General features: G+C 63.3%; 14 protein-coding genes. 12 read left to right on the forward strand and 2 right to left on the reverse strand.

All coding sequences use genetic code 11. From position 1 onward, the window contains the following. Positions 1 to 532 (reverse strand): helix-turn-helix domain-containing protein (locus tag Uis1B_RS09205; RefSeq protein WP_133124910.1); only part of this gene is annotated, 532 nt, incomplete at its 3' end. Between the two features lie 557 nt (positions 533 to 1,089). Between Uis1B_RS09205 and Uis1B_RS09210 the strand changes: the two genes are divergently transcribed. The 11 genes from Uis1B_RS09210 (at position 1,090) to tsaD (ending at position 14,129) form a co-directional block, all read left to right on the forward strand. Continuing rightward, positions 1,090 to 1,881: a DUF1287 domain-containing protein gene (locus Uis1B_RS09210; protein ID WP_243390329.1), complete on the forward strand. Its 792-nt coding sequence runs from the start codon at positions 1,090 to 1,092 to the stop codon at positions 1,879 to 1,881. Between the two features lie 209 nt (positions 1,882 to 2,090). Further along, complete coding sequence (locus Uis1B_RS09215) at positions 2,091 to 3,041, forward strand: magnesium transporter CorA family protein (RefSeq protein ID WP_101617652.1); 951 nt, start codon at positions 2,091 to 2,093, stop codon at positions 3,039 to 3,041. Between the two features lie 89 nt (positions 3,042 to 3,130). After that, positions 3,131 to 3,928: a transporter substrate-binding domain-containing protein gene (locus Uis1B_RS09220; protein WP_165782826.1), complete on the forward strand. Its 798-nt coding sequence runs from the start codon at positions 3,131 to 3,133 to the stop codon at positions 3,926 to 3,928. Positions 3,929 to 4,053: 125 nt separating this feature from the next. Beyond that, positions 4,054 to 7,035, forward strand: coding sequence for a leucine--tRNA ligase (leuS, locus tag Uis1B_RS09225; RefSeq protein ID WP_101617656.1), 2,982 nt, complete (start codon positions 4,054 to 4,056; stop codon positions 7,033 to 7,035). A 332-nt stretch (positions 7,036 to 7,367) separates the two neighbouring features. Continuing rightward, positions 7,368 to 8,096 carry a ComEA family DNA-binding protein gene (locus tag Uis1B_RS09230; protein ID WP_101617658.1) on the forward strand — a complete coding sequence of 243 codons (729 nt, stop codon included), beginning with the start codon at positions 7,368 to 7,370 and terminating at the stop codon, positions 8,094 to 8,096. Beyond that, positions 8,093 to 9,859, forward strand: coding sequence for a ComEC/Rec2 family competence protein (locus tag Uis1B_RS09235; RefSeq protein WP_101617660.1), 1,767 nt, complete (start codon positions 8,093 to 8,095; stop codon positions 9,857 to 9,859). The genes Uis1B_RS09230 and Uis1B_RS09235 overlap by 4 nt, the downstream gene beginning before the upstream one ends. 41 nt (positions 9,860 to 9,900) lie before the next feature. After that, positions 9,901 to 10,887 carry a DNA polymerase III subunit delta gene (holA, locus tag Uis1B_RS09240; RefSeq protein WP_101617662.1) on the forward strand — a complete coding sequence of 329 codons (987 nt, stop codon included), beginning with the start codon at positions 9,901 to 9,903 and terminating at the stop codon, positions 10,885 to 10,887. A gap of 102 nt (positions 10,888 to 10,989) precedes the next feature. Further along, positions 10,990 to 11,559, forward strand: coding sequence for a tRNA (adenosine(37)-N6)-threonylcarbamoyltransferase complex ATPase subunit type 1 TsaE (tsaE, locus tag Uis1B_RS09245; protein ID WP_101617664.1), 570 nt, complete (start codon positions 10,990 to 10,992; stop codon positions 11,557 to 11,559). Positions 11,560 to 11,653: 94 nt separating this feature from the next. Next, positions 11,654 to 12,532 (forward strand): tRNA (adenosine(37)-N6)-threonylcarbamoyltransferase complex dimerization subunit type 1 TsaB, encoded by an 879-nt coding sequence (tsaB, locus tag Uis1B_RS09250; protein ID WP_101617666.1) that lies wholly within the window; start codon positions 11,654 to 11,656, stop codon positions 12,530 to 12,532. Then, entirely contained in the window at positions 12,529 to 13,086 is a 558-nt protein-coding gene (rimI, locus tag Uis1B_RS09255; RefSeq protein WP_101617668.1) for a ribosomal protein S18-alanine N-acetyltransferase, read from the forward strand. Before tsaB ends, rimI begins: the two co-directional genes overlap by 4 nt. After that, positions 13,083 to 14,129: a tRNA (adenosine(37)-N6)-threonylcarbamoyltransferase complex transferase subunit TsaD gene (gene tsaD / locus Uis1B_RS09260; RefSeq protein ID WP_101617670.1), complete on the forward strand. Its 1,047-nt coding sequence runs from the start codon at positions 13,083 to 13,085 to the stop codon at positions 14,127 to 14,129. Before rimI ends, tsaD begins: the two co-directional genes overlap by 4 nt. On the opposite strand, the gene Uis1B_RS09265 is transcribed toward tsaD, so the two are convergent. After that, positions 14,126 to 14,404, reverse strand: coding sequence for a helix-turn-helix domain-containing protein (locus tag Uis1B_RS09265; protein WP_243390330.1), 279 nt, complete (start codon positions 14,402 to 14,404; stop codon positions 14,126 to 14,128). The genes tsaD and Uis1B_RS09265 overlap by 4 nt on opposite strands. Positions 14,405 to 14,608: 204 nt before the next feature. Between Uis1B_RS09265 and Uis1B_RS09270 the strand changes: the two genes are divergently transcribed. After that, complete coding sequence (locus tag Uis1B_RS09270) at positions 14,609 to 15,403, forward strand: DUF1648 domain-containing protein (protein WP_165782827.1); 795 nt, start codon at positions 14,609 to 14,611, stop codon at positions 15,401 to 15,403. Positions 15,404 to 15,483: the final 80 nt, after the last annotated feature.

Raw genomic sequence — 15,483 nt, forward strand, 5'->3', positions numbered from 1 at the left:
CCTTCGCCCTCCTGCCCTTCGAACGCGTGCGGTGCCGCTTGCCGCGCGGCAGGTACTGCCTGAGGTCCAGCGCCTTCTGGGGTTTGGCGTAGATCCACTGGTAGAGGCACTCGTGGCTTATCCGCATGCGCGGGTCGTCGGGCCATTCGATTTTGAGCCGTCCCTCGATCAGCTCCGGCGTCCATCCCTTGCGCAGCGCGTCCATCACCCAGGAGAGCAGCGGGTCGTACGCCATGCGCAGGGGCTTGCGCGACCTGCGGGCGCGGGTCTCGGCCTTGCGCTGCGCGGTCAGGGCCGAGTAGAACGGGCGCGCGGTCCATGCGCCCGTCTTCAGGCGTTTCGGCCTGTACGGACGGTAGGAGTCGTTCTCGTTGGACGCGAACCACAGGCCGCGCCTCAGCTCGCGGCTGACCGTGGACTTGTCCCGGCCGATCCTCAGGGCGATCTGGCGCACGCCGAGCCCCTCTCGGTTCCTCAGTTCGTCGATCCGGACTCGTTCCTCGGCCGACAGGTGGGAATACACTTTCGTCATGGGCGCAGCACTTTCTCTTCGGTTGTGGACTTGAACACTTCCAACCTTAGACAGGTGTTGCGCTTCTATTTAGAACCCGGGGGACGCTACGGGTTCCTCTTGGATATGGTTGCGGATGAATCGGTGGATGAGCAGGTTAACCAATCGACTGACGTCTCGAATGAAACGAAGTGACCATGTAGAGGGCTATCTCAGGCCATCCGCTTTGCTTGTCCGAGTTCCTTGGACGAAGGACGCAATGTGATGAGCTGATAGGCCTTCTGCGCTCCGGTTTCGGCATGTAGGAGCCGTTATAGGTCACCATGGGACATGGCCGGAATGTGTGCCCGGCGGTCCGATCGTCTGGCCGTCATTGTGGCCTATGATCATGCCCTTGCCGGCGGGAGCGGAATGTCGGTGCCATGCCGTCCCTGATTGTTCGGCCTTATCGATTGTCCTCATCAGTCGGCCATTGGCTTCCGACCTCCCTACGGAGGAGGGGCGGGTTCCCGCGCAACCGATCGACCATTCGACAGACGGGATCGAAAGCATGGAGCCGAACGCATAGAATGGGCGGCATGGGACACGCGAGACATCCTTCTGTGCATTCCGATTCCCGAGGCCGCGGCGGTCGACGGGTCGCTATCGTCGTCATCACGCTGATTCTGCTGCTGGCGGTCGGATCGACCGGTGCCATGGTCCTATGGCGCGGGCGATCATCCGGGACCCCGGACGGTTCCGCCGCTGCATCGGCCGGATCATCGATTACGGTGGCGAACATCCGATCCTCGTCGGACTACAACCATAACGGGATCGACGACTATACGGATCTCGTGCGGGGCGCCCGCGCCGAGGCCAAGGTACATCCCATTTACGACGACGGCTACTATCAGGGCGGATACCCGCCCGAAGGCCGGGGCGCGTGCACTGACCTCGTGGAGCATGCATTCCGCGCCGCAGGCTTTGATCTCAAGGCCATGGTGGACGCGGACATCGTCGCTCACCACGAACACTATCCCGGTCTTACCCGGCCCGATCCCAATATCGACTTCCGCCGGTCCGGCGTGCTGGACGGTTTCTTCGGTGCCTACGCCGTACGGCTCACCAATGACGTACGGCCGGGGGATGCGGCGAACCTTGCCCAGTGGCAACATGGTGACATTGTGATCTTCGACCACACCAAGCACATCGCCGTGGTTTCCGATCGCCGCGACGCGCAGGGCGTGCCATACTTGATCCACAACAACCGTCAGCGCGGCGACATGGAGGAGGATTACCTGATCCGCACCCATCGTCGTACGATCACCTCGCACTACCGGTTCGACTCGAGTAGAGTCTCCGCGGACGTCCTCAGAACCTGGCACGGATGACGGCTGATCCGCCATCGAATGAACACAGCATGTCCGGATGGTGACGGAACCGTGCGATGTCCCAGTGGGGACTATCCTTATTGAGGGTTTCGCGGCGACCTCGATCATGGCAACATGGCAACCATGGATCATGGCGATACGGTCACAGACCGCGACCGCAACGAAACAGGCCGGAACACGGTATGTCAGACTGAGGCAGGTGATGCACGATGATGAGGACTTTCAGCACCATCAATGGTCAGATCGAACAGATCGAGAAACCCACGCCCGGATCGTGGATATGCCTCAGCGAGCCCACCGACGTCGAGCTGGCCACCGTCTCCGAGGCCTGCAACATCGATCTGGCCGATCTGCGCGCCCCGCTGGATGACGAGGAGCGATCCCGTGTGGATGTCGAGGACAACTACACGATGATCATCGTGGACATCCCCACCGTGGAGGAGCGGGGAGGCCGCGACTGGTACGAGACCATCCCGTTGTCGATCATCGTCGTCGATGACATCATCATCACCGTGTGCATGCAGGACACCCCGGTGCTGCACCCGTTCATGGAGGGTACGATCCGCGGGTTCAACACCTTCATGAAGTCCCGGTTCATCCTGCAGATCCTGTATCGCAACGCCACGATGTACCTGCGGTATCTGCGCATCATCGACCGCGAAAGCGACAAGCTGGAACTCAAGCTGCGCCATTCGATGCAGAACCGGGAGATCCTCATGCTGCTCGAACTGAGCAAGACGTTGGTCTACTTCACCACATCGCTCAAATCGAACGAGATCGTCATGGAGAAGCTCAACACCCTGAGCCGTATCCGTCAGTATCCCGATGATCAGGACCTGCTTGAGGACGTGATCATCGAGAACAAGCAGGCCATCGAGATGGCGAACATCTACAGCGGCGTTCTCGCGAACATGACGGACGCCTTCGCCTCCGTGGTATCCAACAACCTGAACAATGTGATGAGGGTGTTCACGATCATCTCCATCACCCTGTCCATTCCCACGCTGATCTTCTCGATGTACGGCATGAACTTCGCCGAAGGCCAGCTGGGCATGCCGCTGACCGACAAACCGTGGGGCTTCGCGGCGATCATCATCCTCTCGCTGATCGTCTCCGCGCTGGTGACCTGGTTCCTCACCCGCTCCCGTATGTTCAAATAGCGCAGGCGGATCTCGTGCATCGCGCATTCGGTGATTCGGGCATGCCGAGGCACGCCCGTGGGCATCTTCGCCGGTTACTTGCGGTGGCTATGAGCGTGGCGTTGCTCCTGCCGCTGGCCGCATGCGGTCAGAACGATCCGCTGGGCGCCAGCGAGGTGGTGGGCCCCAGACTGACGATCGGCGTGGCCACCGACCAGCCGACGATGGGATACCGCAAGGGCGACAGCTACACCGGTCTGAACGTCGAGGTCGCCCGCTATGTGGCGGACCGGCTTGGATACGCCGACTGGCAGATCGTGTGGGAGAACGCCACCGAATCGGAAGGCGGCCGCATGCTGCGCGACGGCACCGTGGACATGATCGTGGGCGTGTTCGTCGACGATGCCATGAACGCGGACTACGGTTTCGACTTCGCCGGACCGTATCTTTCCGAGCGGCAGGCGGTGATGGTGCGCAGGCAGGGCGGCCAGCCGATAGATTCGCTGGACGGTCTTGCCGGGCGCAAGACCTGCGTGGTGCGATCGAGCCGATCGGCGGTGCAGATGCGCAAGCGGTTCGGCGAGGAGGCTCGTCTCGTCGAGCAGCCGGGAGCCACACAATGCGTCACCGCGCTGCTCAGCGGCATGGTGGACGCCGTCGTGGCGCCCGGCGCCGTGCTCGCCGGACTGCACGGCGTGGAGAACACCGACACCACGCGAATCCTTCCGGAACGGTTCGGCGACGAAGGACACTATGGCGTGGCGCTGCCCTCCGGCAGCACCCAGCTGAAGCATCGGGTGGATCTCGCGCTGCGTCGGATGCGCGAGGACGGTTCGTGGAAGCGCTCCTATGAGCGGACGTTGGGAACGCTCGGATACGAAGCCGATCCGGATCAGCCGAACGGCTGAGCTGCAACGGGATCGAAATCCGGAGCAGGATGCGGTTCACTAACTGGAACGAAACGTCCGCGTGTCCAGATGAGTGGTGATAATGGCCCCTGTTACCTGAGTAAGTTAGGAGAAAAAGGAGCAGCATGGCCCAGGATGCTACCGATGCCAACGTGACCGCGAATCCGGAGGAACCCGCGTTCCGATACAACGCGCAGCTGGCACAGAGGATCGAAGAGGATTGGCAGAGGCGTTGGGACGACGAGGGTACCTTCTGGGCCGCCAACGTCGAAGGCGATCTGAAGGACGGTGAGGGCCGCAACGCCGAGGGCCGTCCGGCATACTTCGCCATGGACATGTTCCCGTACCCCTCCGGCAAGGGCCTGCATGTGGGTCATCCGCTCGGCTACCTCGCCTCCGACGTGGTGAGCCGCTACCATCGCATGAAGGGCGAGAACGTGCTGCACGCCATGGGCTACGATGCCTTCGGGCTGCCTGCCGAGCAGTACGCCGTGCAGACAGGCCAGCATCCGCGCGTCACCACCGAGCAGAACATCGCCAACATGTCCCGCCAGCTGCATCGCATGGGTCTGAGCTTCGACAACCGACGCACCTTCGCCACCATCGATCCCGGCTACGTGCGCTGGACCCAGTGGATCTTCTCGCGCATCTACGATTCCTGGTATGACGATGACGCCGTCAACCCCAGCGGTTCCAAGGGGTCGGCGAGGCCGATCGCCGAGCTTGTCGCCAAGTTCGAATCCGGGGAGAAGCCGATCCCCGGCCATGAAACCGATGGCGTGGCGTGGAAGGACCTCACCGAAGCCGAACGGCAGGACATCCTCAACGACTTCCGTCTCGCCTACATCTCCAAATCCCCGGTGAACTGGTGCCCGGGTCTCGGCACCGTGCTCGCCAACGAGGAGGTCACCGCCGAAGGCAAGTCCGAGCGCGGCAACTTCCCGGTCTTCCAGCGCGAGCTGCGTCAGTGGTCGATGCGCATCACCAAGTACGGCCACCGCCTCATCGAGGATCTCGACGGCATCGACTGGCCGGAGAAGGTCAAGCTCATGCAGCGCAACTGGATCGGCGAAAGCCACGGCGCATCTGTGCACTTCGCCGTGGAGACCCCCAATGGCGTCAAGGACATGGAGATCTACACCACCCGTCCGGACACGCTGTTCGGCACCACCTTCGCGGTCGTCTCACCGGAGCATCACCTGCTGGAGGACGTGCCCGCCGAATGGCCTGCCGAAACCCCCGACGGCTGGAAGGGCGGATACGCCAATCCCGTCGAGGCCGTGAAAGCCTATCGAATCGCAGCCGAGTCGAAGACCGCGAAGGACCGCGTCGACGAGAACGGCGAAAAGACCGGTCTGTTCACCGGTCTGTACGCCGTCAACCCGATCACCGGCGCGAAGCTCCCGCTGTTCACCGCCGACTATGTGCTGATGGACTACGGCACCGGAGCCATCATGGCCGTGCCGGGCGGCGACCAGCGAGACTACGATTTCGCCGTGAAATTCGGTCTGCCGGTGATCTACACCGTCAAGCCTCTGCCTGATTCCGACGACGATCTTGCGAACTATGAAGGCAAGGCTCCGTTCGTCTCCCACGACGGCATCGTGATCAACTCCTCCGTATCCGCCACCAAGGCCAAGGGGGATGCTCTCAGCCTCGACGGTCTGCGTGTGGACGACGCCATCGCCAAGGTCAACGAGTGGCTCGAATCCGCCGGCGTCGGCAAGGGCACGGTGAGCTACCGCCTGCGCGACTGGCTGTTCTCCCGACAGCGCTACTGGGGAGAGCCGTTCCCGATCGTCTACGGCGAGGATGGCGTACCGCATCTGCTGCCGGACTCCATGCTGCCGATCGGCCTGCCCGACGTGCCGGACTACCAGCCCCGCACCTTCGATCCCATGGACGCCGAATCCAATCCGGAAGCGCCGCTGAGCCGCAACGAGGACTGGGTGAAGGTGACGCTTGACCTCGGAGACGGTCCGAAGACCTACTACCGCGACACCAACACCATGCCGAACTGGGCCGGATCCTGCTGGTACTACATGCGCTACATCGATCCGACCGACACCGCGCATATGGTCGAAAAGAACGAATTCGACTACTGGATGGGCCCGAATCACAACCGGTATTCCGGTGACGAAGGCGGCGTCGATCTGTACATCGGCGGCGTCGAGCATGCCGTGCTGCACCTGCTGTACTCTCGCTTCTGGCACAAGATCCTCTTCGATCTGGGCTACGTGGATTCGGCCGAACCGTTCCACAAGCTGTTCAACCAGGGCATGATCCAGGCCTACGCCTACACCGACGACCGGGGCCAGTACGTGCCGGCCGACGAAGTGGTGGAGGGCCCGGCCGACGCCAACGGCGAACCCACGTTCACCTGGCACGGCGAGCATGCCAACCGCGAATTCGGCAAGATGGGCAAGAGCCTGAAGAACATCATCACGCCGGACTACATGTACGCCAACTACGGCGCCGACACGTTCCGTCTGTACGAGATGAGCATGGGTCCGCTTGACGAGTCCCGTCCGTGGAACACCCGCAACGTGGTCGGCGGCATGCGATTCCTGCAGCGTCTGTGGCGCAACGTCGTCGACGAGAACACCGGCGAGGTGCATGTCGGTGACGATGCGCTCGACGAGAAGACGCTCAAACTGCTCAACAACACCATCCACGACGTGACCGTGGAGATGGAGGGCATGCGTCCGAACACCGCCATCTCAAAGCTCATCGTGCTCAACAACCATCTCACCTCGCTGCCCGTGGTGCCGCGCGCCGCCGTCGAACCGCTGATCCTCATGCTTTCTCCGATCGCCCCGCATATCTGCGAGGAGCTGTGGAACCGTCTCGGCCATCCGAAGTCGCTCGCCCACGAGCCGTGGCCGGTGGCCGACGAACGCTACGTCGGCCAGGACAGCGTCACCGCCGTGGTGCAGGTGAAGGGCAAGGTGCGAGGCAAGCTTGAGGTGAGCCCCGACATCACGCCCGAGGAGCTGGAGAAGCTGGCGCTGGCGCTGCCGGGAGTGCAGAGCCGTCTCGGCGGCCAGCCTCCGCGCAAGGTGATCGTCAAGGCTCCGAAGATCGTCTCCGTGGTGCCCGCGAACTGAACCGTCATCCGATACGAGTCGGTGGTCTCTCGCGCATGAAGCGCTCTGATTCACTGCCGACTCGGATTCCCTAGCCGGACAGGCCCTTCATCCATCGTCAATGGTGGGTGAGGGGCCTGTCCCGTATGGGGACGGGCCACCTGAACGCCGGAGTCAATCCATGTCGGCTTTCAGTCGTGAACACCATGCACGGCTGTTGACAATGCCCGATTCATCCACATGCATACCGGAAAGCGGCCGGATCATCCACAGACACGCCGAATCCCGGGCACGTTCGACCACATCGTCGGATACGGATGCCGCCGGATATCCATCGCGTGCATAGTGGTGTCATGTCCAGATACCGCAAGCCCGCGAAACCGATGCCGGGGCGAACGCTACGACCTCCGCCTCCGCCGTCGAACCGGTGCGGAAACGGCGGTAAGACGACGCTTGGCGAGCTCTGCGGCGTCTCGCCCGACGATCACGGCGTCGACGACCTGCTGGAACGTCGGACCCTCAGGGACATGCCCCGCCTGCAACTGAGTCCGAAGCACAGTGCGATCGTGATACTGATCCTGACGCTGGCATTGTCGCTGAGCCTGACACTGCTGGTGCAGCAGACGATCGGCATGAACCGTGCCATCGGGGAATCCTCCGGAGTCATCGGGGAATCCTCCGGAACAGGCGACTGGTCGGCGACTTCCTCGGCGCCGTCCGCCGCTGCGCCTACGTCCTCGTCATCAGCCTCTGCTACGCCATCCTCCTCCGCGTCGGACTCCACGCAATCGGCGTCTCCGGCGCAATCCCCGTCGGGGTCGACGTCTCCGTCCGCATCATCACCATCCTCCGTCGGAGGGGCTTCGCTCATCGATCTCAATACGGCGACCGCCGAACAGCTGGAAAGCATCAAAGGCGTCGGTCCGGTGACGGCGCAAAGGATCCTCGATCACCGATCGAGCATAGGACGCTACTCCAGCGTCGATGATCTGCTGGACGTGACGGGTATCGGCGGCAAAACGCTGGAGAAGATCCGTCCCCACGTCACCGTCGGTGCCCCCTCCGAGGGAGGTGGACCATGAGCCGCCGCCCCGAGATCGGTAATGATCCGGCATGCCGCGCCTCCAAACGGAAACGCGCGACCGTGGGCCGGGAACGCCGTGCCGTGGAACGGGAAAATGGCAGCCGTGACTGGCGCATGATGCCGGTCGCGCTGGCCTCATGGACCGCGATGCTGATCGAACGGCGAACGTTCGAAGCGCTGGACGGCATGGATCGGCGGATCGACGCATCGGCATGCGCCCCCATGCTGATTCTCGCCGTTCTGACGGTCATGGCATGCTCGGTGCTGCCGAACGCGGTCGCGCGACGGCGAATACGATGCGGTCCCGCGGTCGCCGCGGCCATGCTGTGCGCCGCAACAGCCGGACTGTGCTCGGACATCGTCGGGGCCGGAGACTCCGTGACCGAAACGATGCGTGAGGGCGGAGGGCACGTTTCGATGGTGCTGCGAACGGTTTCCCCAACGACCCGCTCCCCGATGCGGGGATCCGACTGCCAGACGGATGCCAACGTCCAGTGGCTCGAAGTCCATCAGATCAGGTCGCCGTCATCCGCATCCGTCCGCATCTTCGCCGACGATGATCATTGCCGTTGGAACAGGGATGCCGTCTACCGCGTGGAGGGCACACTGTCGAAACCGAAGTACGGTACCGCCGATGCCTGGCTGACCATAGGGAATTCGCCTCGCGACGGCATGACGATGATCCGGAAGGCCGGCATCATACCATCGATGACGCAGACCATGCAGCGTGAATTCCTTGCCGTGACCCGCGGTCTCTCCGACCAGGGCAAGGTGCTCGTGCCGGGACTCACCATGGGCGTGCTCGGGCAGGAAGCCTACCTGAACGATGCCTATCCGATCGAAATCGCGGACGACATCGACACGAACTATGCCGAAACGCTGGAGGACGATTTCAAGGCGGCAGGCATCATGCACCTGATGGCGGTTTCCGGAGGCCATTTCGTGCTGATCGCCGCTGCGGTCATGCGGGCGGCATCCTTCGCCCTGCTGCCGCGATGGGCGAAGGCGTCCGGCGTCATCGGCGCCTATGGCATGCTGACGATATTGATGTTCCCCGCCGATTCCGTGCTCAGGGCGTTTGTCATGGGACTGTTCCCCGTGGCGGCCATGCTGTTCGGCCGTCGGTCGCAGGCCATGTCGGCGTTGAACTGGACGGTGATCCTGCTGCTGATGTTCGACCCGTCTCTGGCCGTGAGCTTCGGCTTCGCGCTGTCATGCGCTTCGGTGTACGGCATCGTGCTGCTCGTCGACCCAATGTCCCGGGCATTGTTGCGATACATGCCGAAGCCGCTTGCCTACGGTGTGGCAATGACGCTTGCGGCCCAATGCTTCACCCTGCCCATACAGGTGCTGATGTCGCCGAGCATCCCTATCTGGTCGGTGCCGGCGAACTGCTTCGCCGCGCCGGTGGTCGCCGTCTCCACCATTGCGGGGCTGGCGTCGCTGACGGTGTCCTGGGCGCTGCCGACCGTGGGATTCGCGCTCGCATGGCTGGCAAGCCTCGGCACCTGGCTGTTGGAGCGATGCGCCACGCTGTTCGGCGGCGATCATGCGCTGGCATGGCCGGAAGGCGTGCCTGGCATGATTCTGGTGTGCGCTGCCGAAACGGTGCTGGCGCTGACCTTCTGGGGCATTCCCCGACTGCTGCGTGTCGTCGCGACGGCATCAGGGCGCATGGCACCGGGAGAGTACCGTCCCGGGCCGGCCGAACGGGTTACGTGCTGGTGGCGGCAGACCTGCAAGATGCTGTTTCCCCGATGATCGCCACGGGATTGTCCACGTCGTCGGGAAGATGGGATGATATGGCAGCAGGAAAAGCAACAGCATCCGGGAGCTCCCCGGTGATCATCGTGTTCGGCGGTGACGGATTCCTCAACCGTCAGAAGGCTCGGGAGCTGTGTCATCAGGCCTGCGAGAGCAGGCCGGACGCTGAATTCATCGAACTTGACGCCTCCTCATGCGATGCCTATGCGTTCGACGAGGCGGTGAGCCCCTCGCTGCTTTCCGACATGGCGGTCGTCAGTCTGGCGAATCTTCAGGACGCCGATGATCGGTTGGGCGACGCGCTGACCGCCTACGCCAGGCAGGCTCGTCAGGCTCCGGCGCAATCCAGCGTGGTGATCTGCCGTCATGAAGGAGGGCAGAAGGGCAAACGCATCGTGGACGCCATGTTTCGCGCCGGCGCCGCCAAGGAGAAGGTGCCGGACCTGAAAAAATACGATGCGAAGATCGACTTCGTCTACGACCGGTTCGAGAGCGAGCATCGGCGGGTGGATCCGCTTGCCGTGCAGCAGCTGGTCGCCGTGCTGGGCGAGCGGACCGGCGAATTGTCGGCCATGTGCGCCCAGCTGTGCTTCGACTTCGACGACGATCCGATCACGATCGACCGGGTGAACCAGTATCTGACCTCCAATCCGCAGGTCACCGGCTTCACCGTGGCCGACAAGGCGATGGCGGGAGACACGGCAGGAGCCATCGTGGCCATGCGATCCGCCATCGAGCAGGGCATCGATCCCATCGCGATGATCGGTGCGCTTGCGATGAAGATGAGGACCTTGGCCAAGGCGTCCGCCGTCAAGACCGGCAAAATCTCGAAGGCCGAGGCGAAGGCCAACCCGTGGGTGTTGGATATGGCGGCCCGACAGCTGCCCGGATGGACTTCGCAGGGCCTCGGCCGCTGCATCCGCATGCTGGCGTGGGCCGACGAGCAGAGCAAGACCAATGGGGGAGACCCGGTGTACGCCCTCGAACGCAGCATCGAGGCCATCGCCGTCAAAGGACGTGCCTGATGGCCGAAGAGGGCGGATCATACGGAACCGGGCCGGTGTTCGCGCAGACCGGACCGACGTCGGGCAGCGTAAGGATGTAGGGAAGCGAAAGGACGGATCGATATGAACGGGTTGACCATGACTGCGGCCACCGCCGAGGACACGAGGGCCGTCGGCGAACGGATCGCCGGACTGCTGCACGGAGGCGATGTGCTGCTGCTGTCCGGCCCCCTCGGAGCGGGCAAGACCACCTTCGCCCAAGGGCTGGGAGCCGGACTCGGCATCGAGGAGCCCATCGTCTCGCCCACCTTCACCATTGCCCGCGAACTCGACGGCCGGTTCCATGACGGCGGGGCCGCCCATCTGATCCACGTCGACGCCTACCGGCTTGGCGGCAACGGATACGCGCCGGGCGAGGACGTCGTCTCCCGGTTGCTGGACGAACTGGAATCCCTCGGTCTGGACGAGGAACTGGAGGACCCCAGCGACGACACGGTCGTGCTGATGGAATGGGGCGAGCAAATGATCGCCGCACTGGCTCCGGAACGCCTGGAGATCCATATCGACCGGCCGATCGACCCCGTCGCCGCAGCAACGGACGATGATCGGGAGCTGACCGGCGACGGGACGAGGACGATCACCCTTATGCCCGTGGGATCGGACTGGACTCGACGGGTGTCGGGCTTACAATAACGGGGAGCAAAACCGACCGTTGGCGGCAAAACAGGCGGAGACAACGGACGGAGCCGGCAACAGAGCGGACAGAAGGGCAGGACTGGACAGGACTATGGTGTGTGAGGATCCGACCGCATTCCCGACCACATTGGTGATCGACACGTCGTACGGTTCCACGGTGAGCGTGGTCGGCGAGGAACCGATCCACGAGGCGGATTCCCGCCTGCATGTGGAACGGCTGCAACCGAACATCGCCACGGCGATCGAACGTGCGGGACTGAAGCCGGAGGACATCACGCGCATCGTGGTGGGTACCGGACCCGCACCGTTCACCGGACTGCGCGCCGGCATCGTCGCGGCCAAGGCGCTCGCCTTCGCCCTTAACGCGCAGCTGCTGGGACAGGACGTGCTGGAACCGCAGGCGGTCTGGCAGGCCGAACGTCGCCTGCGAGCCGATGGTGGTGTGACGTCGGAATACCGGCATTTCGTGCTCGCCGTCAACGATGCCCGGCGCCGTCAACTGTACTGCCGTCTGTACGAAAGCGTGATCGAACCGGCCGATACGTCCGGGCTGGCGAGGGTGGGACTGCCCCGTCCGGTCGGCGACATGGACATCGCGTATCCGAACGACATCGTGGAACGCGTAAACGCGGTCGTTGCCGACATGCTCGGGGAGGATGCCCGTCCGATTGTGGTCGATGTGGTGGGCCACGGCGTGGAGAAATATGCCTCCGCATGGCTGAATCTGATCCGCCGCGGGGACCTGATCGACGATTCCGTGCTGCATGGCGCCGGCGTTGAAGGGCCGATCCTATTCGCCCGCACTGCCGAACGCCATCATGCCGATGGCGACGAGTGCCCGTCCGAGCCGCTGTACCTGCGCAGACCCGATGTGTCGGTGCCGAATCCGCTGAAGCATGTGCTGAACCATGGTGGCGCCGATCGTGCCGGCTCGGATCGTGGCGTCGGAGAAGGAAAGGGTGGCCGATGATCCGCGTATTCACGGACAGTGACATCATGCGCATGGCCGAACTGGAAGCCGACCTGTTCGGCAGGGGCGCATGGAGCGAATCGATGATCCGGCAGGAGCTCGAGGCTCCGGCCCGCTCATACTTCGCCGAAGCGGAGAGCGAGGGCGCTCCGATGCGCGGCTACGCGGGATTCTGGTATGACGGGGACGATGCCGAGCTGATGACCATCGGAGTGGACCGTCGATATCAGCGGCGGGGCATCGCCGCCGCGCTGATGAGCAGGCTGATCGACGAGGCGCGGGACAAGGGTGCCCGAAGGATGCTGCTCGAAGTACGTGTGGACAACGAGCCGGCGCTCGCCCTGTACCGGAGCTTCGGCTTCGAGATGATGGGGCGGCGCAAACGGTATTATCAGCCGGAAGGCATCGACGCCTTCACCATGAGTCTGGAACTGAGCCCGAGAGTGGTGGGTTTCCACGGCTCGCACGATACGCATGATACGTGTGATGCCGTGGTTGAACATGAGAACCGTGAACAGAAGCACGGACGAGGAAACGGGGGAGACGAATCATGAGCGAACCGGTGGTGCTGGGCATCGAGTCCACCTGCGACGAGACCGCGGCGGCGATCGTACGCGGCCGTACGCTGCTGAGCAACGTGGTGGCCTCCTCCATGAACGAGCATGCCCGATATGGCGGCGTGATCCCCGAAATCGCATCGCGCGCCCATGCCGAGGCATTCGTGCCGGTGGTCTCCAAGGCCCTTGCGGACGCCGATATGGAACTGGCCGACGTCGATGCGATCGCGGTCTCCTCGGGGCCGGGACTCGCCGGGTGTCTGGCCGTCGGCGTCTCCGGCGCCAAGGCGTTGGCCTGGGCGGCGAACAAGCCGTTGTACGGCATCAACCATGTGATCGGGCACATCGCCGTCACCCAGCTGCAGTTCGGGCCGTTCCCTCCCGACACGCTGGCGCTGATCGTCTCCGGAGGGCACACATCGCTGCTGCATGTCGAGGACGTTGCACGACATGTCGACGTGGTCGGCACCACGCTTGATGACGCGGCCGGCGAATGCTTCGACAAGGTGGCCCGACTGCTTGGCTTCCCATATCCGGGAGGTCCGCACATCGACCGCCATGCGCAGCAGGGCGATCCGCATGCCATTCGGGTGCCGCAGGGACTGACGCAGGGCAAATCCGCGGCCAGACATCCGTACGACTTCAGCTTCTCCGGCGTGAAGACCGCCGTGGCTCGCTGGATCGAGGAGCAGCAGGCGGCCGGCCGTGAGATCCCCGTGAACGACGTGTGCGCGTCCCTGGCCGACTCGGTGGCCACCGTGCTGGCGCGCAAGGCCATGCGAGGCTGCGAACAGTATGATTCCTCCACGCTGATCGTCGGAGGGGGATTCTCCGCCAATTCGCAGCTTCGTGCCAAACTGCTGGAATTCGGAGCGAAGCATGGCGTCGAGGTGCGGATTCCCGAAATCAAGCTGTGCACCGACAACGGTGCCATGGTGGCGATGCTCGGCGTGAATCTGGTGGAGGCGGGAATCAGCCCGAGCTCCCCCGGTTTTCCCATCGACTCCGCCATGCCCATGACCCGCATCGTCGCCGCCTAGCTCGGATGCCCGTCCTCCAGCGTCTGCTGTTCGACGAGCACCTGCGTGAAGATCTCCACGGGTGTGACGTGCAGCGCGTCGCTGAGCTGCCAGATCTTGTCGAGCGTGGGAGATTTCTCCCCACGCTCGATCTGCCCCACATACGAACGGTCGATTTCGGCGAGAAGAGCCAGCCTCTCCTGCGAGATCCTACGATTCCGTCGCAGTTCCGAGATCGCCCTGCCGAATGCCCTGCGTCGTACGGTTTTCACATCGTCCACATCCATATGGGACATGATTCCCGAAACAGGACCCGCAGTCCACGGACTATAATCCGTATTTTGCTGATTTCTCCGAGCGAACCGGCCGGGCGCGTTTCCGCCAGACCGCCGAGCAAGGGTTGCGATGCCGACGATGCCGACGATTGCCTGACGGTACCGCCCGAGTGCTATTACTGGATTGCGGAAACCGAATCCTTGTTGCTCTTCCGAGGGATCGTCATGACGGACATCGAAGATGGACATATGCCCGGGCCGTTGTCTGCGGCATGGGAGCTGCTGCACCTGCCCTCGCTCGCCGTCACGTTCGCCGTCGGGTATCTCAACTACGGCCGCATGCCGGGCATGGTGGCCACTCATATGAACGCCACCGGACGAATCGACGCCTACACGCCGAAATCCATGACACTGGTATGGCTTCCGGTGGGAATACAGGCCATCATGGCGATCTGCATGGTTGCAGTGCACTGGATGGTGCTGCGATCCTTCCGTTCTGCGGACCTCGTCGCCTCGCCGACTGCTGCGCGGTCCTACGGACTATTCTTCAGGGCATGGAGCCTGTTCGTTCTGATCTGCGGTCTGACGGCGTCCACGATGCTGGGCGTCGGCATGGAGCTTGCGTTCACGGGATTGACCGACATCGGCATGTTCGCGACGATGATGATCGTCGTGGCGCTCGTCGCGATCGCCGGCGCAGTGGCCACCGGTTTGCTGTGCCGTCGGCGCGGATGGAGGCCGGTTCCGAACGTCCATGCCGTCGCGCAATATCCGGCTCGGGATGGAACGACGCCGGACATGGCCTCATCGCCGGCCGGCGACGACGCACCTCCCTATGAGGACGACCGGTATTGGAAGGGCGGCATCATCTACTGGAACCCCGATGATCCCGAGGTGTTCGTACCCGACCGGGCGGGGGATGGCTGGACCTTCAATGCGGCCAGACCGTCCATCTGGATATTCCTCATCGCCATCATCGTCGGACCCGTTGCGTTGGTCTGGTGGGGCAGTGCCACCTGAACCGAGGTGATCCACTCTTCCACGCCGTTGCTATATGGGCTACGATGGAAACGGTTGTGTCAGACATGAAGATAGGGGAT

This window comes from Bifidobacterium margollesii (assembly GCF_002860355.1).
In the GTDB taxonomy this organism is placed as follows: domain Bacteria; phylum Actinomycetota; class Actinomycetes; order Actinomycetales; family Bifidobacteriaceae; genus Galliscardovia; species Galliscardovia margollesii.